Below are 21,741 nucleotides of genomic sequence, written 5' to 3'. Positions count from 1 at the left end.
GGGTGTCGAGTTCTCCGGCGCCCCCCGGCGCCGCTCCCCGTGATCAAGGCGGCTGGAGCATAACGCGGCGGGGTGGAGGGCGTCAGCGGACGCGGGGAGTCGGCATCCGTCCCGTCCCCCGTGCCCGGACCGTCGCCACGGCGTCGCCCTCCGTTCGTCACGCCGGGGTGGCATCCGCCCTTTCCGGGTCATAGCGTGACCGCATGATCGAGCTCGACGGGCTGACCAAGCGGTACGGCGAGAAGGTGGCGGTCGACCACCTGACCTTCACCGTCGGACCGGGCATCGTCACGGGCTTCCTCGGTCCCAACGGCGCCGGCAAGTCCACCACCATGCGGATGATCCTCGGGCTGGACCGGCCCACCGCCGGGGACGTCCGGATCGACGGCACGCACTACGACCGGCTGAAGGACCCGCTCACGTACATCGGGGCCCTGCTGGAGGCCAAGGGCGTACACCCGGGCCGCAGCGCCTACCACCACCTGCTGTGCCTGGCGCAGAGCAACGGCATCCCCCGGCGGCGGGTGCACGAGGTGCTGGACACGGTGGGGCTGACGGCCGTGGCGAGGAAGAAGGCCAAGGGGTTCTCGCTGGGCATGGGGCAGCGGCTGGGGATCGCCGCCGCGCTCCTCGGTGATCCGCGGATCCTGATGTTCGACGAACCGGTCAACGGTCTCGACCCCGAGGGCATCCACTGGATCCGCAATCTGATGAAATCACTGGCGGCGCAGGGGCGGACCGTGTTCGTCTCCTCGCACCTGATGAGCGAGATGGCGCTGACCGCCGACCACCTCGTCGTCATCGGCCAGGGGCGGCTGCTCGCCGACACCTCCATGGCCGACTTCATCGCCCGCAACTCACGGGCCTACGTCCGGATCCGCACCCCGCAGCGGGAGCGGCTGCTCGACGTGCTGCACAGTGCCGGGATCACCGTCGTGGAGACCGGCGACGGCTCCCTGGAGGTCGACGGCGGCAAGGCCGAGGTCATCGGGGAGCTGGCGGCCCGGCACCAGCTCGTGCTGCACGAGCTGAGCCCCCAGCAGGCCTCCCTGGAGGAGGCGTTCATGCGGCTGACCGCGGGATCGGTCGAGTACCACGCGCACACCGGCCGGGCTCCCGCGCAGACGTGGGGCGACGGTTGGAGGAAGGGCTGAGCATGGCGGCGACCCAGGTCATCCGTTCGGAGTGGACGAAGATCCGCTCGGTCGCGTCCACCGTCTGGACGCTCTCCCTCGCCGTGGTGGTCACGATCGCCCTCGGCATGCTGATCTCCGCGCTGTCGAGGAACGAGTTCGACGGCATGGACCGCGGCACCCGGGGCTCCTTCGACCCGACGTTCATCAGCTTCGCGGGCATGAGCCTCGGCCAGCTCGCGATGATCGTGTTCGGGGTGCTGGTCGTGTCGAACGAGTACAGCACCGGCATGATCCGCACCTCGCTGGCGGCCGTGCCGCAGCGCGGGACCTTCCTGTTCAGCAAGATCGCGGTGGCCGCGGGGCTCGCCCTCGTCGTCGGGACGGCCACGAGCTTCGCCGCGTTCTTCCTCGGGCAGGCCATGCTCGGCGAGCACCGGGCGTCGATCGGCGACCAGGGCGTGCTGCGGGCGGTGATCGGCGGCGGTCTCTACATGACGCTCATCGCGGTGTTCTCGATGGGCGTGGCCGCGATGCTGCGCTCGCCGATGCTCTCGCTGGGCATCCTGATGCCGTTCTTCTTCCTGATCTCCACCATCCTCGGCAACGTCGAGGCGACGCAGAAGGTGGGCCGGTACCTGCCCGACCAGGCCGGCAGCAAGGTCATGCAGGTGGTCACCCCGGTCGGCGACGACACGCCGTACGGCCCCTGGGGCGGGCTGGCGATCATGGCGGTGTGGACGGTGGCGGCTCTGGCGGGCGGGTACCTGCTGCTGCGCCGACGCGATGCGTGAAGCTTTGGTCTTTGCTTGCTCTTGAGCGGAACCGTCAGCGCCTCGATATCCTCCTAACCCTTACGGGGGGCGTGCGCCCCGCTGTCCTGAACCTGTCGATGGGTGCGGAGCATGATCGAAGCAGTCGGCCTGACCAAGCGCTACGGCGACAAGACCGCTGTGTACAACCTTTCCTTCCAGGTGCGACCGGGTACCGTCACGGGCTTCCTCGGGCCGAACGGCTCGGGCAAGTCGACGACGATGCGGATGATCCTCGGTCTCGACAACCCGACCTCGGGGACGGTGACGATCGGCGGCTACCCCTACCGCAAGCTGCCGAACGCCCCCCGCCAGGTCGGCGCGCTGCTGGACGCCAAGGCCGTGCACGGCGGGCGCAGCGCCCGCAACCACCTGCTCTGCCTGGCCCAGCTCTCGGGCATCCCGGCCCGGCGGGTGGACGAGGTGCTGGGCGTGGTCGGCCTCCAGGACGTGTCGAGGAAGCGCTCCAAGGGCTTCTCGCTCGGCATGGGGCAGCGGCTGGGCATCGCCGCCGCGCTCCTCGGCGACCCCCAGGTGCTGCTCTTCGACGAGCCGGTCAACGGCCTCGACCCCGAGGGCATTCTGTGGGTGCGCAACCTGATGAAGTCCCTCGCGGCGGAGGGGCGGACCGTGTTCGTCTCCTCGCACCTGATGAGCGAGATGGCGCTGACCGCCGAACACCTGATCGTCATCGGCCGCGGCCAGCTCCTCGCCGACATGAGCGTGAGGGACTTCATCTCGGCCAACTCCGCCGACTTCGCGCGCGTCCGCACCCCGCTCACCGAGCCGCAGCTGCGCGAGAAGCTGGCCGCCGCGCTCACCGAGGCGGGCGGCCACGTGCTGCCGGAGCAGGACGGCGCCCTGCGCGTCACCGGTCTGCCGCTGCCCCGCATCAGCGACCTCGCCCACGACGCCGGCGTACGGCTGTGGGAGCTGTCGCCGCACCAGGCCTCGCTGGAGGAGGCGTACATGCGGATGACGCAGGGGGCCGTCGACTACCGCTCGACCATCGACCAGAAGGCCGGCCTCCAGCAGCCCCTGCCGCCGGGGGCGCTGCCGCCCGTGCCGGTGCCGGGCCAGGGCCAGCCGGGCTGGTACGCCCCGCCGCCCCCGCAGCAGGGCTGGGCGCCGCCGCAGCCCGCCCAGGGGCCCGCTCCGGCGCCGTACGGCATGCCGGGCGTGCCCGGCGGTCCGGGGGCTCCGGGTGGCCCGGCAGGGCACGCGGGAGCCGTGGGACCGGCGGGAGCCAACCCGTACGCGCAGCCGCCGCAGGCACCCGTACCGCCGCAGGCGCCCGCCCCGGCACAGGCACCCGCACCCGCACCCGCACCGACGCAGTCCGCCGCTCCGGCCCCCGCACCGGCCGCCGCACCGCAGGACCGTCCCCCGGCGGCACCGGGCGCCCCTGCGGCTCCTGTAGCCCCCGCGGCCGCTCCGGCCGCCGTCGCGCCGCCGGAGCAGGCGCGGCCCGCCGCCCCCGCCCCGACCACGACCGAGGACGCCCGATGAGCACGCCGCAGCCCCCGACCCCGCAGGCCGCGCCCGCCTGGCAGGCGGCGCCCGGGTCCGCGTACCCCTCCTACACCTCGCCGATCCCGGTCGTGCGCGCCCACCTCGGGCACGCCGTCGCCTCCGAGTGGACCAAGATCCGGTCGGTGCGTTCCACGATGTGGACGCTGGGTGTGTTCGTGCTGCTCGTCGTCGGCATCGGTCTGCTGACGGCGTTCATCGTCTCCGCCAGCTCCAGCGACCTGTCCGGCGAGAACGCGCTGTCGCTCGGCTTCTTCGGACTGCTCCTGGGCAGCATGTGCATCATCACGCTCGGCGTGCTGACCACCGCCTCGGACTACGGCACCGGCATGATCCGGACCACGATGGTGGCCTGCCCGTCCCGCGGCCGGGTGCTCGTGGCGAAGGCGGTCGTCTTCTTCCTGGTCGCGTTCGTGGTGACGCTGGTGTCGACGGTCCTCGTCGCGATGGTGGACGTGGCCCTGCTCCCCGAGGCCCGTGAGCCGTCGGGCGGCGAATGGCTGAAGGCCACGTTCGGGGTGTCCCTCTACATCGCCCTGCTCGGACTGCTGTCGCTGGCCGCCGGCTCGGTCATCCGGCACTCGGCGGGCGCCATCACCCTCATGATCGGCCTCGTGCTGGCCCCGCTGGTGATCGCGCTGTTCATGTTCTCGGAGTCCCTGGTGGACCTGCGCGAGGCGCTGTTCGAGTACTCGATCCCCAACCAGCTCAGCGTCTTCTACTCCTCCTCGCTGACCGAGACCGGCCCGTCCGGCTGGGACCCGCTGTGGATCGCGCTCGGCGTCACCGCCGTCGTGTTCGCCGGCGCCGTCGCGCTGTTGCAGAAGCGGGACGTGTAGGCACCGCCGAGGAGGTCGTCAGAACCTCGGGCCGTTACGGGACCGCTGCACCCCGGGGGTGCGGCGGTCCCGCGCGTTCCAGCAGGCCTTGTGCCAGTGGCGGCGGTCGTCCACACCCGCGTGCTCCGGCCAGGCGACGACGTGCGGCACCCCGTCGGGGATCATCTGGTCACAGCCGGGGCAGCGGTACGACTTGCCCTGCGCGCTCGCCCCGGCCACATGCCGTACGCTCCACTCCTCACCCTGCCAGTCCACGCTGGACTGCCAGCCGCCGTAGCGGCTCGACCGGTCGTCCTCGGCGCTCCGGCCGGACGAGCCGTCACCCTTCGGTCGGTTGCGACGCGGGGACACGGGACACCTCACGGGGCTCTACAGGAAGCAGGGTTCGCGTCCAGCCTACGCGGAGGCCGTGGGGGTACCCGTAGGGCACCAACCCCCACAAGTCTCCCTCCGGAATGCCCGATTCTGCAGACAATCCGCAAATCTCCCCGCCACACCGTGTCCTCGGCACGTGTCAGACGGTTATGCCGGGCGGGGGAGCTCCGTGTCGGAGCCAAGGAAGCAGGAAAGTCCCATGCGTGTTGGAAGTTTCGTGTTGGCGGCCCAGTTCCCGGGACAGGGGCACGGGGAGGCACTGCACCGCGCGGTCCGCTCCGCCGAGGTCGCCGAGGAGGCGGGCCTGGACTCGGTCTGGCTGGCCGAACACCACTTCGTGCCGTACGGCACGTGTCCGTCCGCCGTCACCCTGGCCGCCCTGCTGCTGGGCCGCACCCGGCGCATCCGGGTCGGCACGGCGGTCAGCGTGCTGCCCACCGTCCACCCCGTCGCCCTCGGCGAACAGACCGCGCTGCTGCACCTGACCAGCGGCGGCCGCTTCACGCTGGGCGTGGGACGCGGCGGCCCCTGGGTCGACCTGGAGGTGTTCGGCTCGGGCCTGACGGCGTACGAGAAGGGGTTCCCGGAATCACTCGATCTGCTGGTGCGCTGGCTGCGCGAACCGTCCGTCGGGGCCGACGGCGAACGGTACCGCTTCCGCGAAGTGCCCGTCGTCCCAAGGCCGTCGGAGGCGCTGACGGACGCGGCGGGCCCGGAGGTGGTCGTCGCCTGCACCTCACCCGCCAGTGTGCGGCTGGCCGCCGAGCGCGGACTGCCGATGCTGCTCGGGATGCACGTCGGGGACGAGGAGAAGGCCGAGATGGTCGCCCTGTGGCGGCAGCACGCGCGCGCGGCCGGACGGCCGGCGGACGAGATCCGGGCCGCGGGCCATGTCTCGGCGGGCGTCTGCCAGATCGCGGACCGGCGCACCGACGCCGTCGAGACGCTGGTGAAGGCGATGCCGGGCTGGATGAAGCAGGGCCTCGACGCCCATGTGACGGTCGACGGCCGCGCCCGCGGCATGCGGGACCCGGTGGCGTACACCGAACTGCTCTGCGGGCTCCACCCGGTGGGCACCCCGCGGCTCTGCGTCGACCGCCTCACGGCGACCGGTGAGCGCACCGGCATCTCGCGCTTCGTACTGCTGGTGGAGGGCTCCGGCGACCTGGCGGCCACCGAGGAGAACGTACGGCGGCTGGGCGCGGAGGTCCTCCCCCACCTGCGGTGAACGGCCCTTCCGGCCGGGAAGCTTGCCGCTCCGGTGACGCACCTCCCCCACGGGGAGCGGCAAGCGGGGCACACACGGCCTCAGCAGTCCCGGAACTCCGGGGACTGGTTAAGCACCTGGCTGCGGACCGAGGTGAAACGGGCCAGCGACCCGTCCACCGAGGAGTCCACCGGGAACACCGCCACCCGGTGGCAGTTCTGGAAGGCCAGCCGCACGCCGAAGTGCCGTTGCAGCGCGCCGCGAATCGCGTCACTCGCCAGCGCGCGCAGCAACTGCCCACGTGCCTGCTCGTCCGGCGGGGGCGTCTGGTTGTCGGCGAACTGACCGCCGTCCACCTTCAGCTGGGCCACCAGGGAGCTGATCATCTCCCATGCGTAGGGCAGGGAGGTCCGGACGCAGTCGACGAATTCTGCTTCGTCGACCTCGCCTCGCTCGGCCTGTTCGAGTAGGGCCGGTGAGACGTCGAGCGACATGGGTTCTCCTCTCGCACCCCCGAAGCGCGCAGGGGTTGCCGGACAGGGAAAGGGAGTCCGCCATGCAGCCAACATCGAGCACGCTGAGTACACGCACCGCGACCTCCCGTTCTCTACCGTAGGCAACCGACCGTGACCGCACCAGGAGAATGAGCACATAGGAAGCGATGGTTGGGCGCAGTATCGGCCACCCTGGAACTCACGTTTTCCAGGTGAAAAGGTGCGTCCCCCGGGACCACGGTGGCAGGTGGTGGCGGCGGGCGGCGGGATGGGCGAATCGCGTGGCCCGGGGGGCTTCGAGTAGCGTTGCCGACCATGCGTCTCGTCATCGCCCGGTGCTCCGTGGACTACGCGGGCCGGCTCACCGCCCACCTCCCCTCCGCCCCCCGTCTCATCCTGGTGAAGGCGGACGGCAGCGTCTCCATCCACGCGGACGACCGGGCCTACAAGCCCCTGAACTGGATGTCGCCGCCCTGCACGCTGAAGGAGGGCACCGGCGACGAGGAAGGCGTCTGGACCGTCGTCAACAAGGCGGGCGAGAAGCTGATCATCACGATGGAGGAGATCCTCCACGACTCCTCGCACGAACTCGGTGTCGATCCCGGCCTGATCAAGGACGGCGTGGAAGCGCACCTCCAGGAACTGCTCGCCGACCGCATCGAGACGCTCGGCGACGGCTACACCCTCATCCGCCGCGAGTACATGACCGCCATCGGCCCGGTCGACATCCTCTGCCGGGACGCCGAGGGCCGGACCGTCGCGGTCGAGATCAAGCGGCGCGGCGAGATCGACGGTGTGGAACAGCTCACCCGCTACCTGGACCTGCTCAACCGCGACCCCCTGCTGGCACCGGTGCGCGGCGTCTTCGCCGCCCAGGAGATCAAGCCCCAGGCCCGCGTCCTGGCCACCGACCGCGGCATCGGCTGCCAGGTGCTGGACTACGACGCCCTGCGCGGCATCGAGGACGACAAGCTGCGGCTGTTCTGAGCGACGAGCGACGGCGATACGGCCGTACGACGACGAGGGCCGGGTCCGGTGTGACGGACCCGGCCCTCGGTGTGTCCGCCGGGGTCAGATGACCGAAGCCGAGGAATCCCCGGCCGGGGTGCCCGCGGCGCTGCTCTGGAGCACGCCGGACGGGCTGACGGGGGCGGAGGAGACCGTGTTGCTCTCCGTGGCCGGGGTGCTCGGCGTGTCGGACGGGTCCGACGGCGACTCCTCCGGGTCGGGGTCCGTCGACGTGCTCGGCGATTCGGAGGACCCCGCCGACGACGACGCGGACGACGACGGCGTGGACTCGGGGCTCGACGACGTGGACCTGCTCGGCGCCGGCGACGATCCGTCGTCGTCCGGGTCCTGCTCGTCCTGCGAGCCGCTCGCCCCCGGCGCCGGCTCCGCCGATCCCGTCGGCGTGGGGTCGTCCGCGGTTCCCGGCGTTCCGTCCGGCCCCGGGTCCACGGGCCCGTCGGCCGCCTCCCCGGTGTCCCCGGACCCGGTGCCGGTGTCCTCGCCCGGGGTGCCCTCGCCGAGGCCGCCGTCGCCCGTGCCGGTGTCGGCGGAGGGGTTGACGCCGACGCGGTCGGAGGGGTCGGTGGCGTCGCTGCTGGAGGTCGCGCCGAGCGTGACGACCGTGCCGAGCACGGCGACGAGCAGGGCGCCCGCGCCGGCCGCCACGAGGTTGCGCCGGGCGAGGCCGCGCAGGCCGCCCCGGCCGCGGTGGTCGGGGGCCGGCGTCCGGGCGGACGGCTGCGCGGACGGCTGGGCGGACGGCTGGGCGGACGGCTGGGCGGAGACCAGGGTGGGGCCGGTGGGCGGGGACGACGGGAGCACGGCGGGGAAGCCGAGGGGCGGGGACACCGGCTCCTCGCGGCGCACGCCGGGCTCCTCCTCGGCGACCGCCGGCGCCATCAGGCCGGGGATGTCGCCGGAGCGGTCGGAGACCAGGGCGAGGGCGCGGCGGCCGGCGACGGTGCCCCGCTTGTCGGTGAGGGCGCCGCGCAGGCCGAGGGAGGCCTCCAGCTCGGAGCGGGCCCGGTCGAGCTGTCCGGCGCACAGCGCGAGGACGCCCAGTTCGTGGTGGAAGTAGGCGCGGTCGGCGGGCTGTCCGGCCAGGCGCGCGGCCTCGGCGCCCTCGTGCAGGGCCTGTTCCCAGGCGCCCCAGTGCAGTCCGGCGGCGAACGCGGGTGCCGCGGCGCGGGCCAGCTGGACGGCGGTGGCCTCCTCGTCCTCGCCGGGCGGCTCGGTGGCGGGGACGGTGACGAGGAGGGCGGCCAGGATGGCGTCGGCCTCGGCGCAGACCCGCTCGGGCGTGACCGAGGGGTGTCCGGCCCACCAGGCGTAGTGCCGGGCGGCGGTGTGGGCGCGGTCGGCGACGTCGTCGTCGTATCCGGCGGCCTCCAACTGGGCCTGGACGCCGGCGGCGAGCCGGTAGCGGGTGCCGACCGGGGAGACGAGGCCGCAGGCGACGAGTTCGCCGAGGGCCGCGTCGGCATGGGTGTCACCGACCAGTGCGGGCAGGTGGGCCTGGTGCGGCACCTCCCCGCCGAGGGCGACGGCGAAGCGCAGGGTGGCGCGGGCGGAGGAACTCAGGCGCGCGGCGAGCAGCGGGGCGGGCGCGGCGGCCTCGCCCAGCGAGGGCAGGGGTATCTGCTCGGCCCGGCCGGCGTCGGTGTCCACAGAGTCGGCCAGCGGACGGGCGTCCTCGAAGACGCCGAACTCGTCGACGGCGCCGGCGGTGGCGCGCAGCGTGTCCCGCTGGAGCAGCAGGGCCCCGGCCTGGACGAACCTCAGCGGCAGTCCCTCGGACTCGAACCAGAGGTCGCCGGCCCAGTTGGCCTCCTCCTCGGTGAGGACGCGGCCGACGGCACGCTCGATCACCTCGACGCCCCCCGCACGGCCCAGGCCGCTGAGGGCGACCTCCTCGACGGCGGAGTCGGCGGAGGGTGCGGGGGTGTCGGGGGCCGTGGCGAGCAGGAAGGCGCACTCGGGGGTGGCGTCCAGCAGTTCGTCGAGGGCGGCGCCGCCGAACTCCAGGTCGTCGATCAGGACGACGGCGCCGATCTCGCCGACGAGGGCGCGCAGTTCGTCGTCCTCGGGGCGGTGGTGGGGGGCGTCGTACACGCCGTGGAAGAGGTCGTGCAGCAGGTCGTGGGCGGTGCGGCGGTGGCCGGTGAGGCGGACGACGCCGTCGGGGGCGAGGTCGGCGCAGTCCTCGGCGACGAGGTCGAGCAGGCTGGTGCGGCCGGAGCCGGCGGGGCCGGTGAGGCGGACGGAGCGGCCGCGGGCGAGCAGCCGGACCAATTCCTCGCGCTCGTCCTGGCGGCCCAGGAGCGGCTGCGGGGTCTGGGCGGGGCCGGCCGGCAGGGGCGGCCTGGCCGCGCGGTCGGCCTCGGCGCGCGCCTCGGGGGTGCGCCGGGCGGGCCGCTGGGGCCGCTCGGTGGGCGGGCACAGCTCGATCTCGCTGCCGTCGACGGGGTTGACCGTGAGGAGGTGGTCCCCCGAGACGATGCGGACGGTGCGGGCGAGGGCCGGGGCGTGCTGGCCGAGGTCGGGCGCCAGCGGGTCCCTGGCGGGCCGCGGGCGGGAAGCGGGGACTCCCCCGGCCTCGAACGCGTCGAACGCGTTCGACGGGGAGGTGCCTCCGTCGTGGCCGTACTCCTCGGTTCCCCGGTGCGTCGGGTCCATAGGTCAAAGCCCCCCAAAAGCGTCGTGTGGCGGTAGCCCCTCCCGGCCTTGCTGCACACTGCGCTGTCGCTTCTGGTCCGGTGCCCGCTCGAGGGCTGCGGGCGGCGGGCAGACGAACCGTAAACCTTCGCACAGTATCCACGACAGCCCGGGGTGCCGCGCCGCCCGAGACGTCACGGTCTCGTGAGGATTGCGCGCGTCGCACGGTTCGCCACGGGTCGGCCCGTGGGCGCCACGAGGTGTCGCCCACGGGTGTCACCGGCGCGTGCCGCGTGGCGTCGCCCGCGGGTGCCGTGGTGTGCCGGGTGCCCCGCTGCCGGGTCCTACACCTGCGGGAGCGACTCCACGCCGATGCCGCCCTCGATGGCGAGGATGCGGTGCAGGCGGGTGGCCACCAGCAGGCGCTGCATCTGGGGCGGTACGTCGCGCAGGACCAGACGGCGGCCGCAGCGGCCGGCCCGGCGGTGGACGCCCATGATGACGCCGAGTCCGGTGGCGTCCCAGGAGTCCAGCTCGGACAGGTCGAGCACCAGGTCTCCGGCGCCGTCGTCCACCGCCGTGTGCAGGACCGTACGGGCGTCCGCCGCGCTGCGGACGTCGAGGCGGCCCCCGACGACCAGCTCGGTGTGGTCGCCCCTGATGTACATAGCACTCCCCTAAGCGTGCGTCTCGTGCTCCGCGGTGTGGTGTCCGGTGTTGCCTCCTCTGACTGCACGAAGCGGTCGGAGGTTGCCGTCTGTGAGCGAACCGATACCGAATTCACCCGCAAGGGTGAGGCCCCTGGGGCCGGTGCGGAAGCAGTGCCTGGAGAAGCCCTGCCCACTCGTGCGGCCGATCTCACCGGCATCAGCCATCCGGCGTATCGGTCGCCCTCCCCATGGCTCTCGGCCGGACACTAGCGGGCGTGAGGGGCTGTGTGACCGGTTAGTAACGCGTTTCACGTCTCAGGCCGTGAGACGCCGGTCACGTCGTCAATTCCTGTCGGATTCGCACCGATTGGCACCGTACGGAGGAGCCGTGACGAAGGGAACGGAACGGATCCCCGAGGACCGTCTAGATTGGCCGCATGGTCAATCTGACGCGCATCTACACCAGGACCGGCGACCGGGGCACCACCGCCCTCGGCGACATGAGCCGGGTGGCGAAGACCGACCTGCGGATCGCCGCGTACGCGGACGCGAACGAGGCGAACGCGGTGATCGGCACGGCGCTCGCGCTGGGCGGTCTGGACGAGCCGGTCGTCACGGTCCTCACCCGCGTCCAGAACGACCTGTTCGACGTGGGCGCGGACCTGTCGACCCCGGTGGTGGAGAACCCGGAGTTCCCGCCGCTGCGGGTCGAGCAGTCCTACGTCGACCGGCTGGAGGCCGACTGCGACCGCTTCAACGCCGAGCTGGAGAAGCTGCGGTCCTTCATCCTCCCGGGCGGCACGCCCGGCGCGGCGCTGCTGCACCAGGCGTGCACGGTGGTCCGGCGGGCCGAGCGCTCGACGTGGGCGGCGCTGGAGGTGCACGGCGAGGTGATGAACCCGCTGACGGCGACCTACCTCAACCGGCTGTCGGACCTGCTGTTCATCCTCGCCCGGACGGCCAACCGGACCGTGGGCGACGTCCTGTGGGTACCCGGCGGGGAACGCGCCTAGGCGGACGCCGCCCCGGGGGCCCTGGTCGGGTTCCGGGGCGGGGCCCCGCGCGGATCCCCGGGCGATCCCGGGGCGGATCACCGGGCGGATTCCCGGGCCGTCCCGGGGCGGATCACCGGACGGACCCCCAGGCGGCCCTGGGACGGGTCCCCGGGCGATCCGCTGACGGATCCCCGGGCGATCCCTGGACGGATCCCCGCGCGATCCCCGGACGGATCCCCGCGCGATCCCCGGACGAATCCCCGCGCGATCCCCGGACGAATCCCCGCGCGATCCCCGGACGAATCCCCGCGCGATCCCCGGACGAATCCCCGCGCGATCCCCGGACGGATCCCCGCGCGGGCCCGGGACGGATCCCCGGGCGGCCCCGGGGCGGATCCCCGGGCGATCCCGGAGCGCCCGTCTCATCGCCGGGCTTCCTCCTTCTCCCGGCCGCCGAGGGCCCGGTCCGACGGCGGTCCCTCCGGCGCCCTCTTCGGCCGGATCAGGTACGTCAGTGCGATCAGGCCGTGGATGCCCGCCGCCCGCCAGGCCACCCAGCGCCAGCTCTCCAGCGGGCCGGTGCGGCCGGGGTCGCCCACGTACCAGACGGCGGTCTGGAGCAGCACGGTCGCGACGACGGCGGCCGTCAGCGTGCCCAGCCAGATCCCGCCCTCGTGCCGGGCCCGGGCCATGCCGTACCGCGGGGGTCCGGCGGGCCGGGGCGCGCCGGCCAGCCGGTGGGCGGCGTGGCCGTCGAGCCACCTCACGGTGCGGTGGCCGTGGCCGACCGTGTAGCCGATGTAGAGCGCGGCCAGGCCGTGCGTCCAGTTCGGTTCGGCGCCGTGCTTGAGGTCCAGCGCGGTGACGACCAGCAGGACCACTTCCAGGAGCGGCTCGCACAGCAGCAGCGCGATGCCCGTGCGGGGCATGCTCAGCAGGTAGCAGGCGGCCAGGCCGGCGGCCAGCAGCACCCAGAATCCGATCTCGCACACGGCGATCAGGGCGACGATCACGGTTCGCTCCTCTCGGTCACCCCTCCAGGCTCCCGGGCGGAACGTCCGTGGTCGTCGTCGCCGGTGACGAATGCGCGGTACATCGAAGGATGCAGTGCGGAACCCTCCCCGGGCATCAGGCGGGCGACGCGGCCGCCGTGTTGGATGGGGACATGGCCGTACGACTGCCCCGACCGCACCGCTTCGACGTGGGCGCCGCGCTGGCCGGGCTGCTCGGCGGGCTGCTGCTGTGGGGCGTCGGTCTGGGCACCCGTCCGGCGGACGATCCGATCGTGCTCCTCGACGGGCGCTGGCCGGTCCTGCTGCCGCTCGCGGTGACGGCCGGCTGCGAGGCGCTGCGCCGCGTCCGGCCGCGTACGGCGCTGCTGGTGGGCGTGGGCGCGCTGACCGCGGACACCCTCACCCGGGGCAACCTGGTCACGGTCGTGATGTTCACCGACCTGGTGTACGCGGCCGTGGTGTACGGCCCGCCCGCCACCGCCCGCCGCATCCCGTGGATCACGGGGCTGCTCACGGTGGCCGCCACCGTGGTGCCCGTCGCGGTCTGGCGGGTGCCGGAGGCCCTGCTGGCCGGGGTGGTCACCGGTCTGGTGGCGCTGATGCCGGCCGCCACCGGCTGGATCGTCCGCAACCACCGGGAGACGGCCGAGGCCGCCCGGCTGCGCGCCGAACAGACCGCGCTGCTCGCCGAGATGGACCGCACCCAGGCGGTGGTGGCCGAACGGGCGCGGATGGCGAGGGAGTTGCACGACATGGTCGCCAACCACCTGTCGGCGATCGCGATCCACTCCACGGCGGCGCTCTCCCTCGACGACCCGGAGACCTCCCGTCAGGCCCTCGGCGTCATCCGGGAGAACAGCGTGGACGGGCTGGCGGAGATGCGGCGGCTGATCGGCATCCTGCGCGACACCGGCGGCGACCCGGAACCGGCGCCCGCTCCCACCCTGGACGGTCTCGGCGCGCTCGTGGCGGGCGCCCGGGCCAACGGTCTCGACGTCACCCTCGACGCCCCCGCCGTCCGCGTCCCCGCCCCCGTCGGCCTCGCCGCCTACCGCATCGTCCAGGAGTCGCTGACCAACGCGCTCAAGCACGCCGCCCCCGGCCCGGTCGCCGTCGCGCTCGCGCAGCGGGACGGGGTGCTCGACGTACGCGTGACCAGCCCCTACGGCCGTCGGGACGACCCGCGCGCGCCCGGCTCCGGCGCCGGACTGGTCGGCATGCGGGAGCGGGCTGCGCTGCTCGGCGGCAGCTTCGCCGCCGGGCCCGACGGCGCCCGGTGGACGGTGCGCGCCGCACTCCCCCTCACCGAAGGAGACCTCGCATGATCCGCGTCCTGGTCGCCGAGGACCAGTCCGCCGTCCGGGCCGGGCTGGTCCTCATCCTGCGCAGCGCGCCGGACATCGAGGTGGTCGGCGAGGCGGCGGACGGGGAGCGGGCGGTGGCGCTGGCCCGGGAGCTGCGGCCGGACCTGGTGCTGATGGACGTGCAGATGCCGCGTCTGGACGGGGTGGCGGCGACCCGGGCGGTGGTCGGGGAGGGGCTCGCGGACGTGCTCGTGCTGACCACCTTCGACCTCGACGCCTATGTGTTCGGGGCGCTGCGCGCCGGGGCCGCCGGGTTCCTGCTGAAGAACACCGAGGCCCGGGACCTCATCGCGGCGGTGCGGACCGTCGCGCGGGGCGAGGGCGTCGTCGCGCCGGCCGTCACGCGGCGTCTCATCGCCGAGTTCGCGGCCCGGCCGGCCCGGGAGCCGAGGGCCGACCCGGCGGTCGTGGAATCGCTGACCCGGCGTGAGCGCGAGGTCCTGGCGTGTCTCGGCGAGGGCCTGTCCAACGCGGGGATCGCCGAGCGTCTCGACATGGCCGAGGCGACGGTGAAGACGCACGTCAGCCGTCTGCTGGCGAAGCTGGAGCTGCGCAGCCGGGTCCAAGCGGCCGTTCTTGCGCAGGAGTTGGGGATCTAGAGCAGAGCCCCGCCTGGTGGTCCAGACCTATTGACCTGTGGTCCAGACCTTTCTATTCTCGCGGCACCGTGGGTGTGAAGGCTCAGTCATGCCCCCCGACTCCCCCCGAGGAGGCGCACCATGCGCTTCAGACACCGAGTCGCCGCAGGACTCGCGACCCTGCTCCTCCCCTTCGCCGGCCTGGTCGGCCTCGCGAGCCCCGCCGAGGCCGCGACCTCCGCCACCGCCACCTACTCCAAGCCCCAGGACTGGGGCACCGGCTTCGAGGGCAAGTGGACGGTGAAGAACACCGGCACCACCACCCTCACCTCCTGGACCGTCGAGTGGGACTTCCCCTCCGGCACCGCCGTCACCTCCGCCTGGGACGCCGACGTCACCTCCTCCGGCACCCACTGGACCGCCAAGAACAAGACCTATAACGGCACCCTCGCCCCCGGTGCGTCCGTCTCCTTCGGCTTCAACGGCTCCGGCTCCGGCTCGCCCGCCAACTGCAAGCTCAACGGCGGCAGCTGCGACGGCACCTCCGTCCCGGGCGACGCGGCCCCCTCCGCGCCGGGCACCCCCACCGCCTCCGGCGTCACCGACACCTCGGCGACCCTGGCGTGGACCGCCGCCACCGACGACAACGGCGTCAAGAACTACGACGTCCTGCGCGACGGCGCCAAGGTCGCCACGGTGACCACCACGTCGTACACGGACAGCGGTCTGACCGCCGGGACCGACTACTCCTACACCGTCCAGGCCCGGGACACCGCCGACCAGACCGGCCCGGCCAGCGGCGCCGTCGCCGTGCGCACCACCGGCGGAACCACGCAGCCCCCGGCCACCGGCGACAAGGTCAAGCTCGGCTACTTCACCGAGTGGGGCGTCTACGGCCGCAACTACCACGTCAAGAACCTGGTGACCTCCGGCTCCGCCTCGAAGATCACCCACATCAACTACGCGTTCGGCAACGTCAAGAACGGCCAGTGCGTCGTCGACGACACCTACGCCGCCTACGAGAAGACCTACACCGCCGACCAGTCCGTCAGCGGCACCGCCGACACCTGGGACCAGGCGCTGCGCGGCAACTTCAACCAGCTCCGCCAGCTGAAGGCCAAGTACCCGAACATCAAGGTGCTGTACTCGTTCGGCGGCTGGACCTACTCGGGCGGCTTCGGGCAGGCCGCGGCCAACCCGGCCGCCTTCGCCGCCTCCTGCAAGGCCGTCGTGGAGGACCCGCGCTGGGCCGACGTCTTCGACGGCATCGACATCGACTGGGAGTACCCGAACGCCTGCGGCCTCACCTGCGACACCAGCGGGACGGCCGCCTTCAAGAACCTGGTGTCCGCCCTGCGCACCGAGTTCGGCTCGAACTACCTGATCACCGCCGCCATCACGGGCGACGGCTCGTCCGGGGGCAAGATCGACGCGGCCGACTACGGCGGCGCCGCCCAGTACCTCGACTGGTACAACGTGATGACGTACGACTACTTCGGCGCCTGGGCGACCACCGGTCCGACCGCCCCGCACTCGCCGCTGACGTCGTACTCCGGCATCCCGACCGCGGGCTTCGACTCCGCCGACGCGATCGCCAAGCTGAAGGCGAAGGGCGTCCCCTCCGCCAAGCTGCTGCTCGGCATCGGCTTCTACGGCCGCGGCTGGACCGGCGTCACCCAGTCCGCCCCCGGCGGCACGGCGACCGGCGCGGCACCCGGCACCTACGAGGCGGGCATCGAGGACTACAAGGTCCTCAAGAACTCCTGCCCGGCCACCGGCACCGTCGCGGGCACCGCCTACGCCTACTGCGGCACCCAGTGGTGGTCCTACGACACCCCGTCGACGATCGCCGGGAAGATGACCTGGGCCAAGAACCAGGGCCTGGGCGGCGCGTTCTTCTGGGAGTTCAGCGGTGACACCAGCAGCGGCGAACTGGTGAGCGCCATCAACAGCGGCCTGTCGTAGACGATCAGGCCACCTAAGCGACGTTGACGCGCTGTCCGGGCGGGGCTGCCTCCAGCCACGCGAGAAAACCGGTCAGCGCGTCTTCGCTCATCGCCAGTTCGAGCCGCGTCCCCTGGTGCGTACAGGCGAGGATCACCGCGTCGGACAGCAGCGCCAGCTCCTCCTCACCCTCGGGGAGACGGCGGCCGGCCACCTCGATCGAGGCGCGCTCCAGGACCCGGCGGGGACGGTAGGCGTAGGAGAAGACGCGGTACCACTCGATGCGGTCGCCGTTGTAGCGGGCGACGCCGTAGCTCCAGCCCTTGCCGCTGGTGTCCGGTTTCTCGGGGACGTCCCAGCGCAGGGAGCAGTCGAAGGTGCCGCCGGACCGCTGGATGAGCCTGCGCCGCAGACCGAAGACGAACAGGCCCAGCACCACCAGGGCCACGACGATTCCGCACACAGTCAGAGCGAGGACCATCGACACCGACCTCCTCGTCTCCTAGGTACCGAAATAGGTAACGGAACGGAAAAAACATCCAGATCTGCCTCAGCCGCGGCCGGCTCCGGATCGCTCCGGTGCCGGCCGCGGCTGAGGGACATCACACGGCGGGCTGGGTCAGCTCGCCGCCGCCGCGCGCAGTCGTACGTCCGCGCGCCGCTCGGCGGTGGCATCGCCCTCCGCCTTCGCACGCTCGAGCTCCCGCTCCGCGCGCTGGACGTCGATCTCGTCCGACAGCTCGGCGATCTCGGCCAGCAGCGACAGCTTGTTGTCCGCGAACGAGATGAAACCGCCGTGCACCGCGGCGACGACCGTTCCACCCTCACTCGTACGGATGGTCACCGGGCCCGACTCCAGCACACCGAGCAGCGGCTGGTGACCGGGCATGACGCCGATGTCGCCGGACGTGGTGCGCGCGACGACCAGGGTGGCCTCGCCGGACCAGACCTCTCGGTCGGCCGCGACCAGCGCGACGTGCAGCTCAGCAGCCAAGGTGGCTCCTCGGGTCACCACCCGGCGGGTCTGCCGGGTGTTGGTTACAAGTCTAGTGGGCGTGAGAGAGGGGGCGGGACGCGCCCGCCCCCTCTACCGAGCACGGGGCTCAGGAGACGCCCAGCTCCTTGGCGTTGTTCTTGAGGTCCTCAAGACCACCGCACATGAAGAACGCCTGCTCCGGGAAGTGGTCGTACTCGCCGTCGCAGATCGCGTTGAACGCGGCGATCGACTCGTCCAGCGGCACGTCCGAACCGTCCACGCCGGTGAACTGCTTGGCGACGTGGGTGTTCTGGGACAGGAAGCGCTCCACGCGACGGGCACGGTGGACGACGAGCTTGTCCTCCTCGCCGAGCTCGTCGATACCGAGGATCGCGATGATGTCCTGGAGGTCCTTGTACTTCTGCAGGATCGTCTTGACGCGCATGGCGGCGTCGTAGTGCTCCTGCGCGATGTAGCGCGGGTCCAGGATGCGGGACGTGGAGTCCAGCGGGTCCACGGCCGGGTAGATGCCCTTCTCGGAGATCGGACGGGAGAGAACCGTCGTCGCGTCGAGGTGGGCGAACGTGGTGGCCGGGGCCGGGTCGGTCAGGTCGTCCGCGGGGACGTAGATCGCCTGCATCGAGGTGATCGAGTGACCACGGGTCGAGGTGATGCGCTCCTGGAGGAGACCCATCTCGTCGGCCAGGTTGGGCTGGTAGCCCACCGCGGAGGGCATACGGCCGAGCAGGGTCGACACCTCGGAACCGGCCTGCGTGAAGCGGAAGATGTTGTCGATGAAGAACAGCACGTCCTGCTTCTGGACGTCACGGAAGTACTCGGCCATGGTCAGGCCGGCCAGCGCGACGCGCAGACGGGTGCCCGGGGGCTCGTCCATCTGACCGAAGACCAGCGCGGTCTTGTCGATGACGCCCGAGTCCGACATCTCCTCGATGAGGTCGTTGCCCTCACGGGTGCGCTCACCGACACCGGCGAACACGGAGACACCGTCGTGGTTGTTGGCGACGCGGTAGATCATCTCCTGGATGAGCACCGTCTTGCCGACGCCGGCACCACCGAACAGACCGATCTTTCCACCCTTGACGTACGGGGTGAGAAGGTCGATGACCTTGACGCCGGTCTCGAACATCTCGGTCTTCGACTCGAGCTCGTCGAAGTTCGGGGCCTTGCGGTGGATGGACCAGCGCTCGCCCTCGTAGGACTCGTCGACGTTCAGCACCTCGCCGAGGGTGTTGAACACCTTGCCCTTGGTGAAGTCGCCGACCGGGACGGTGATGCCCGTGCCGGTGTCGGTGACGGCGGCCTGGCGGACCAGGCCGTCGGTGGGCTGCATGGAGATGGTGCGGACCAGGCCGTCACCCAGGTGCTGGGCGACCTCCAGGGTCAGCGTCTTCTTCTCGCCCGCGTTCGCCGGGTCGGCGACCTCGACGTGGAGGGCGTTGTAGATGTCCGGCATCGCGTCGACGGGGAACTCCACGTCGACGACCGGGCCGATGACCCGGGCGACGCGGCCCGTGGCCGTCGCGGTCTCAACAGTGGTGGTCATTAGCGGTCACTCCCCGCGGTCGCGTCGGCCAGGGCGCTCGCGCCACCGACGATCTCGCTGATTTCCTGGGTGATTTCGGCCTGGCGGGCCGCGTTGGCAAGCCGGGAGAGCGTCTCGATGAGCTCTCCGGCGTTGTCGGTGGCCGACTTCATCGCGCGCCGCGTGGCGGCGTGCTTGGAGGCGGCCGACTGGAGCAGTGCGTTGTAGACGCGGCTCTCCACGTAGCGCGGCAGCAGGGCGTCGAGGACGTCCTCCGCCGAGGGCTCGAAGTCGTACAGCGGAAGGATCTCGCCCTTCGCCGTCGACTCCTCGGCCACCGCTTCGAGGCTGAGCGGCAGCAGACGGTCGCCGAGCGCCGTCTGCGTCATCATCGACACGAACTCGGTGAAGACGATGTGGATCTCGTCCACGCCGCCCTCGGCCGTCTCCTTCTCGATGGCCTCGATCAGGGGGGCCGCGACCTTCTTGGCGTCCGCGTAGGTCGGCTCGTCGGTGAAGCCCGTCCACGACTCCGCGACCTTGCGCTCACGGAAGTTGTAGTGGGCGAGACCGCGCCGGCCGACGATGTAGGTGTCGACCTGCTTGCCCTCGGCCTCGAGGCCCGCCGTCAGCTGCTCCGCGGCCTTGATGGCGTTGGAGTTGAAGGCGCCGGCGAGACCACGGTCGCTCGTCAGGAGCAGCACCGCGGACCGCGTGACCTTCTCGGCCTGCGTGGTCAGCGGGTGCTTCGTGTTCGAGCCGGTTCCGACCGCCGTGACCGCGCGGGTGAGCTCGGTCGCGTAGGGCGTGGAGGCCGCCACCTTGCGCTGCGCCTTGACGACGCGCGAGGCGGCGATCATCTCCATCGCCTTCGTGATCTTCTTGGTCGCGGTGACGGATCGGATGCGACGCTTGTAGACCCGGAGCTGGGCTCCCATGAGTCAGGTCCCTTCCTTACGTCACTTGGCGACGGACGCGGCGTCCTCGCCGAGCAGCCTGCCGTCCGAGGTCTCGAACTGCTTCTTGAAGTCGGCGATCGCGTCGGCCACGGCCGTCAGCGTGTCGTCGGACAGCTTGCCGCCCTCACGGATGGAGGTCATGAGGCCCTGCTCGCTGCGGTGCAGGTACTCCAGCAGCTCCTTCTCGAAGCGGCGGATGTCGGCGACCGGGACGTCGTCCATCTTGCCGGTGGTGCCGGCCCACACGGAGACGACCTGGTCCTCGGTCGACATCGGCTGGTACTGGGCCTGCTTCAGCAGCTCGACCATGCGCTGACCGCGCTCCAGCTGCGCCTTCGACGCGGCGTCCAGGTCGGAACCGAAGGCGGCGAACGCCTCCAGCTCACGGAACTGGGCGAGGTCGACGCGCAGACGGCCGGAGACCTGCTTCATCGCCTTGTGCTGCGCGGAACCACCGACTCGGGAGACGGAGATACCCACGTTCAGCGCGGGGCGCTGACCGGCGTTGAACAGGTCCGACTCCAGGAAGCACTGGCCGTCGGTGATGGAGATGACGTTGGTCGGGATGAACGCCGAGACGTCGTTGGCCTTGGTCTCGACGATCGGCAGACCGGTCATCGAGCCGGCACCCATGTCGTCGGAGAGCTTGGCGCAGCGCTCCAGCAGACGGGAGTGCAGGTAGAAGACGTCACCCGGGTAGGCCTCGCGGCCCGGCGGGCGGCGCAGCAGCAGCGACACGGCGCGGTAGGCGTCGGCCTGCTTCGACAGGTCGTCGAAGATGATCAGGACGTGCTTGCCCTCGTACATCCACTGCTGGCCGATGGCCGAGCCGGTGTACGGGGCGAGGTACTTGAAGCCGGCCGGGTCGGAGGCCGGGGCGGCGACGATGGTCGTGTACTCCAGCGCGCCGTTCTCCTCCAGCGCGCGGCGGACCGACGCGATGGTCGAGCCCTTCTGGCCGATGGCGACGTAGATGCAGCGAACCTGCTTGTTCACGTCGCCCGAGCGCCAGTTGTCGCGCTGGTTGATGATCGTGTCGACGGCCAGGGCGGTCTTGCCGGTCTGGCGGTCACCGATGATCAGCTGACGCTGACCACGGCCGATCGGGGTCATCGCGTCGACGGCCTTGTAGCCGGTCTCCATCGGCTCGTGCACCGACTTGCGCTGCATGACTGTGGGGGCCTGCAGCTCGAGGGCGCGGCGACCGGACGTCTCGATCTCGCCGAGGCCGTCGATCGGGTTGCCGAGCGGGTCGACGACGCGGCCGAGGTAGCCCTCGCCGACGGCCACGGAGAGCACCTCGCCGGTGCGGGTGACCGGCTGCCCCTCCTCGATGCCGCTGAACTCACCGAGGACGATGGCACCGATCTCGCGCTCCTCGAGGTTGAGGGCGAGGCCGAGGGTGCCGTCCTCGAACTTCAGCAGTTCGTTGGCCATGGCCGAGGGAAGACCCTCGACCTTCGCGATGCCGTCGCCGGCAAGGGTGACCGTACCGACCTCCTCGCGCGAGGCCGCGTCCGGCTTGTACGACTGGACGAAGTTCTCCAGCGCGTCCCGGATCTCCTCCGGCCGGATCGTGAGCTCCGCCATCTGGGTTCCCTGCTCTCCTTGTTGGGCCCGAAGTTTCTTTGGGGGTCTGGGGGCGACCCCCAGGAATCCTCTGCAC

Annotated in this window: 20 protein-coding genes; 10 read left to right on the top strand and 10 right to left on the bottom strand. The window is 71.9% G+C overall.

Annotated features, from left to right (window positions below; translation table 11 throughout):
* Nucleotides 1–203 precede the first annotated feature (203 nt).
* From ACFYWQ_RS09330 to ACFYWQ_RS09315, 4 genes are all read left to right on the top strand, one after another.
* Nucleotides 204–1,154 carry an ABC transporter ATP-binding protein gene (locus tag ACFYWQ_RS09330; RefSeq protein WP_389514253.1) on the top strand — a complete coding sequence of 317 codons (951 nt, stop codon included), beginning with the start codon at nucleotides 204–206 and terminating at the stop codon, nucleotides 1,152–1,154.
* A 2-nt stretch (nucleotides 1,155–1,156) separates the two neighbouring features.
* A complete protein-coding gene (locus ACFYWQ_RS09325; RefSeq protein ID WP_389514252.1) occupies nucleotides 1,157–1,927 on the top strand; it encodes an ABC transporter permease in 771 nt (256 codons plus the stop codon).
* Nucleotides 1,928–2,038: 111 nt separating this feature from the next.
* Nucleotides 2,039–3,454 carry an ABC transporter ATP-binding protein gene (locus tag ACFYWQ_RS09320; protein ID WP_389514251.1) on the top strand — a complete coding sequence of 472 codons (1,416 nt, stop codon included), beginning with the start codon at nucleotides 2,039–2,041 and terminating at the stop codon, nucleotides 3,452–3,454.
* Nucleotides 3,451–4,314 carry an ABC transporter permease gene (locus ACFYWQ_RS09315; RefSeq protein ID WP_389514249.1) on the top strand — a complete coding sequence of 288 codons (864 nt, stop codon included), beginning with the start codon at nucleotides 3,451–3,453 and terminating at the stop codon, nucleotides 4,312–4,314. The genes ACFYWQ_RS09320 and ACFYWQ_RS09315 overlap by 4 nt, the downstream gene beginning before the upstream one ends.
* An 18-nt stretch (nucleotides 4,315–4,332) precedes the next feature.
* Here the strand turns inward: ACFYWQ_RS09315 and ACFYWQ_RS09310 are convergent, their stop codons facing one another.
* Nucleotides 4,333–4,665 carry an ATP/GTP-binding protein gene (locus ACFYWQ_RS09310; RefSeq protein WP_389514247.1) on the bottom strand — a complete coding sequence of 111 codons (333 nt, stop codon included), beginning with the start codon at nucleotides 4,663–4,665 and terminating at the stop codon, nucleotides 4,333–4,335.
* Between the two features lie 223 nt (nucleotides 4,666–4,888).
* Between ACFYWQ_RS09310 and ACFYWQ_RS09305 the strand changes: the two genes are divergently transcribed.
* Nucleotides 4,889–5,917: an LLM class flavin-dependent oxidoreductase gene (locus ACFYWQ_RS09305; RefSeq protein ID WP_389514245.1), complete on the top strand. Its 1,029-nt coding sequence runs from the start codon at nucleotides 4,889–4,891 to the stop codon at nucleotides 5,915–5,917.
* A gap of 80 nt (nucleotides 5,918–5,997) precedes the next feature.
* Here ACFYWQ_RS09305 and ACFYWQ_RS09300 read toward each other — a convergent pair whose 3' ends face one another.
* On the bottom strand, nucleotides 5,998–6,390 hold the full coding sequence (locus ACFYWQ_RS09300; protein ID WP_389514244.1) for an SCO5389 family protein: 393 nt from the start codon (nucleotides 6,388–6,390) through the stop codon (nucleotides 5,998–6,000).
* A gap of 315 nt (nucleotides 6,391–6,705) precedes the next feature.
* Here ACFYWQ_RS09300 and nucS point away from each other — a divergent pair, with 315 nt between their 5' ends.
* Nucleotides 6,706–7,377, top strand: a complete 672-nt coding sequence (gene nucS / locus ACFYWQ_RS09295) for an endonuclease NucS (protein ID WP_389514242.1) — start codon at nucleotides 6,706–6,708, stop codon at nucleotides 7,375–7,377.
* Between the two features lie 84 nt (nucleotides 7,378–7,461).
* Here the strand turns inward: nucS and ACFYWQ_RS09290 are convergent, their stop codons facing one another.
* Entirely contained in the window at nucleotides 7,462–10,074 is a 2,613-nt protein-coding gene (locus tag ACFYWQ_RS09290; RefSeq protein ID WP_389514240.1) for an ATP-binding protein, read from the bottom strand.
* A gap of 323 nt (nucleotides 10,075–10,397) precedes the next feature.
* Complete coding sequence (locus tag ACFYWQ_RS09285; RefSeq protein WP_385061639.1) at nucleotides 10,398–10,721, bottom strand: STAS domain-containing protein; 324 nt, start codon at nucleotides 10,719–10,721, stop codon at nucleotides 10,398–10,400.
* A gap of 419 nt (nucleotides 10,722–11,140) precedes the next feature.
* Here ACFYWQ_RS09285 and ACFYWQ_RS09280 point away from each other — a divergent pair, with 419 nt between their 5' ends.
* Complete coding sequence (locus ACFYWQ_RS09280) at nucleotides 11,141–11,716, top strand: cob(I)yrinic acid a,c-diamide adenosyltransferase (protein WP_389514238.1); 576 nt, start codon at nucleotides 11,141–11,143, stop codon at nucleotides 11,714–11,716.
* A gap of 404 nt (nucleotides 11,717–12,120) precedes the next feature.
* Here the strand turns inward: ACFYWQ_RS09280 and ACFYWQ_RS09275 are convergent, their stop codons facing one another.
* Nucleotides 12,121–12,711 carry a hypothetical protein gene (locus tag ACFYWQ_RS09275; RefSeq protein ID WP_389514236.1) on the bottom strand — a complete coding sequence of 197 codons (591 nt, stop codon included), beginning with the start codon at nucleotides 12,709–12,711 and terminating at the stop codon, nucleotides 12,121–12,123.
* A gap of 152 nt (nucleotides 12,712–12,863) precedes the next feature.
* Here ACFYWQ_RS09275 and ACFYWQ_RS09270 point away from each other — a divergent pair, with 152 nt between their 5' ends.
* The 3 genes from ACFYWQ_RS09270 (at nucleotide 12,864) to ACFYWQ_RS09260 (ending at nucleotide 16,618) form a co-directional block, all read left to right on the top strand.
* Nucleotides 12,864–14,036, top strand: coding sequence for a sensor histidine kinase (locus tag ACFYWQ_RS09270; protein ID WP_389514234.1), 1,173 nt, complete (start codon nucleotides 12,864–12,866; stop codon nucleotides 14,034–14,036).
* A complete protein-coding gene (locus ACFYWQ_RS09265) occupies nucleotides 14,033–14,674 on the top strand; it encodes a response regulator (RefSeq protein ID WP_389514232.1) in 642 nt (213 codons plus the stop codon). The genes ACFYWQ_RS09270 and ACFYWQ_RS09265 overlap by 4 nt, the downstream gene beginning before the upstream one ends.
* A 120-nt stretch (nucleotides 14,675–14,794) precedes the next feature.
* Nucleotides 14,795–16,618 carry a glycosyl hydrolase family 18 protein gene (locus tag ACFYWQ_RS09260; RefSeq protein ID WP_389514230.1) on the top strand — a complete coding sequence of 608 codons (1,824 nt, stop codon included), beginning with the start codon at nucleotides 14,795–14,797 and terminating at the stop codon, nucleotides 16,616–16,618.
* Between the two features lie 13 nt (nucleotides 16,619–16,631).
* Here the strand turns inward: ACFYWQ_RS09260 and ACFYWQ_RS09255 are convergent, their stop codons facing one another.
* From ACFYWQ_RS09255 to atpA, 5 genes are all read right to left on the bottom strand, one after another.
* Nucleotides 16,632–17,078, bottom strand: a complete 447-nt coding sequence (locus tag ACFYWQ_RS09255; RefSeq protein WP_389514229.1) for a DUF2550 domain-containing protein — start codon at nucleotides 17,076–17,078, stop codon at nucleotides 16,632–16,634.
* Nucleotides 17,079–17,216: 138 nt separating this feature from the next.
* On the bottom strand, nucleotides 17,217–17,591 hold the full coding sequence (locus tag ACFYWQ_RS09250; protein ID WP_383778521.1) for a F0F1 ATP synthase subunit epsilon: 375 nt from the start codon (nucleotides 17,589–17,591) through the stop codon (nucleotides 17,217–17,219).
* A 109-nt stretch (nucleotides 17,592–17,700) separates the two neighbouring features.
* Nucleotides 17,701–19,137: a F0F1 ATP synthase subunit beta gene (gene atpD / locus ACFYWQ_RS09245; RefSeq protein WP_389514227.1), complete on the bottom strand. Its 1,437-nt coding sequence runs from the start codon at nucleotides 19,135–19,137 to the stop codon at nucleotides 17,701–17,703.
* The gene (locus tag ACFYWQ_RS09240; protein WP_389514226.1) at nucleotides 19,137–20,054 is read right to left on the bottom strand and encodes a F0F1 ATP synthase subunit gamma; all 918 of its coding nucleotides are present in this window, start codon (nucleotides 20,052–20,054) and stop codon (nucleotides 19,137–19,139) included. The genes atpD and ACFYWQ_RS09240 overlap by 1 nt, the downstream gene beginning before the upstream one ends.
* Nucleotides 20,055–20,075: 21 nt before the next feature.
* Complete coding sequence (gene atpA, locus ACFYWQ_RS09235; RefSeq protein ID WP_389514225.1) at nucleotides 20,076–21,665, bottom strand: F0F1 ATP synthase subunit alpha; 1,590 nt, start codon at nucleotides 21,663–21,665, stop codon at nucleotides 20,076–20,078.
* Between the last annotated feature and the right edge of the window lie 76 nt (nucleotides 21,666–21,741).

Source organism: Streptomyces sp. NPDC003247, from assembly GCF_042888135.1.
Classification (GTDB): Bacteria; Actinomycetota; Actinomycetes; order Streptomycetales; family Streptomycetaceae; genus Streptomyces.
This window is presented reverse-complemented; position numbering and strand designations above follow the sequence as displayed.

Bases quoted from the DNA above. Each gene is read 5' to 3' on its own strand.
- ACFYWQ_RS09330 (WP_389514253.1), top strand. From the start codon at position 204: ATGATCGAGCTCGACGGGCTGACCAAGCGGTACGGCGAGAAGGTGGCG.
- ACFYWQ_RS09325 (WP_389514252.1), top strand. From the start codon at position 1,157: ATGGCGGCGACCCAGGTCATCCGTTCGGAGTGGACGAAGATCCGCTCG.
- ACFYWQ_RS09320 (WP_389514251.1), top strand. From the start codon at position 2,039: ATGATCGAAGCAGTCGGCCTGACCAAGCGCTACGGCGACAAGACCGCT.
- ACFYWQ_RS09315 (WP_389514249.1), top strand. From the start codon at position 3,451: ATGAGCACGCCGCAGCCCCCGACCCCGCAGGCCGCGCCCGCCTGGCAG.
- ACFYWQ_RS09305 (WP_389514245.1), top strand. From the start codon at position 4,889: ATGCGTGTTGGAAGTTTCGTGTTGGCGGCCCAGTTCCCGGGACAGGGG.
- ACFYWQ_RS09300 (WP_389514244.1), bottom strand. From the start codon at position 6,390: ATGTCGCTCGACGTCTCACCGGCCCTACTCGAACAGGCCGAGCGAGGC.
- nucS (WP_389514242.1), top strand. From the start codon at position 6,706: ATGCGTCTCGTCATCGCCCGGTGCTCCGTGGACTACGCGGGCCGGCTC.
- ACFYWQ_RS09290 (WP_389514240.1), bottom strand. From the start codon at position 10,074: ATGGACCCGACGCACCGGGGAACCGAGGAGTACGGCCACGACGGAGGC.
- ACFYWQ_RS09285 (WP_385061639.1), bottom strand. From the start codon at position 10,721: ATGTACATCAGGGGCGACCACACCGAGCTGGTCGTCGGGGGCCGCCTC.
- ACFYWQ_RS09280 (WP_389514238.1), top strand. From the start codon at position 11,141: ATGGTCAATCTGACGCGCATCTACACCAGGACCGGCGACCGGGGCACC.
- ACFYWQ_RS09270 (WP_389514234.1), top strand. From the start codon at position 12,864: ATGGCCGTACGACTGCCCCGACCGCACCGCTTCGACGTGGGCGCCGCG.
- ACFYWQ_RS09265 (WP_389514232.1), top strand. From the start codon at position 14,033: ATGATCCGCGTCCTGGTCGCCGAGGACCAGTCCGCCGTCCGGGCCGGG.
- ACFYWQ_RS09260 (WP_389514230.1), top strand. From the start codon at position 14,795: ATGCGCTTCAGACACCGAGTCGCCGCAGGACTCGCGACCCTGCTCCTC.
- ACFYWQ_RS09255 (WP_389514229.1), bottom strand. From the start codon at position 17,078: ATGGTCCTCGCTCTGACTGTGTGCGGAATCGTCGTGGCCCTGGTGGTG.
- atpD (WP_389514227.1), bottom strand. From the start codon at position 19,137: ATGACCACCACTGTTGAGACCGCGACGGCCACGGGCCGCGTCGCCCGG.
- ACFYWQ_RS09240 (WP_389514226.1), bottom strand. From the start codon at position 20,054: ATGGGAGCCCAGCTCCGGGTCTACAAGCGTCGCATCCGATCCGTCACC.
- atpA (WP_389514225.1), bottom strand. From the start codon at position 21,665: ATGGCGGAGCTCACGATCCGGCCGGAGGAGATCCGGGACGCGCTGGAG.